Source organism: Streptomyces mutabilis (genome assembly GCF_014649815.1).
GTDB lineage: Bacteria > Actinomycetota > Actinomycetes > Streptomycetales > Streptomycetaceae > Streptomyces > Streptomyces mutabilis.
Genome location: NZ_BMTT01000173.1, coordinates 1 through 651, shown reverse-complemented (window position 1 = coordinate 651; position 651 = coordinate 1). Strand labels below are relative to the sequence as shown.

Genomic DNA, 651 nt, shown 5'->3' with positions numbered 1-651 from the left:
CCCGATCATCCCGCGTACGTCATCTACACCTCCGGCTCCACCGGCCGGCCCAAAGGCGTCGTCGTCGCCCACCGCAACGTGGTGCGGCTCTTCGACGCCACCCGGAAGTGGTTCGGCTTCGGCCCCGACGACGTCTGGACGCTGTTCCACTCGTACGCCTTCGACTTCTCCGTCTGGGAGCTGTGGGGGGCGCTGCTGCACGGCGGCCGACTGGTCGTGGTGCCCTACGAGGTCAGCAGGACGCCCGGTGCCTTCCTGGACCTGCTTGCCGATCACGGTGTCACGGTCCTCAACCAGACGCCGTCGGCCTTCTACCAGTTGGCGCAGGCTGACGCCGACGCCTCCCCGCCGGGCCGTGGACTCGCCCTGCGCACGGTGGTGTTCGGCGGTGAGGCACTCCAGCCGTCCCGCCTCACCGACTGGTACCGGCGCCACCCCGACGACACGCCGGCCCTGATCAACATGTACGGCATCACCGAGACCACGGTCCACGTGACCTACCAGCCGCTGACCCGGGAGCGAGCAACCGCGGCGGCGGCCAGCGTCATCGGCGTCGGGATATCCGACCTGCGGACGTATGTGCTGGGCCCGGGGCTGGAGTTGGTGGCGCCCGGTGTGGTGGGGGAGCTGTACGTCGCGGGGGCCGGTGTC

General features: G+C 70.2%; 1 protein-coding gene. It reads left to right on the top strand.

The genetic code is table 11. The features are described from left to right. The coding region (locus tag IE142_RS35235; RefSeq protein ID WP_191889454.1) for an AMP-binding protein at window positions 1–651 on the top strand (651 nt) is incomplete at both ends.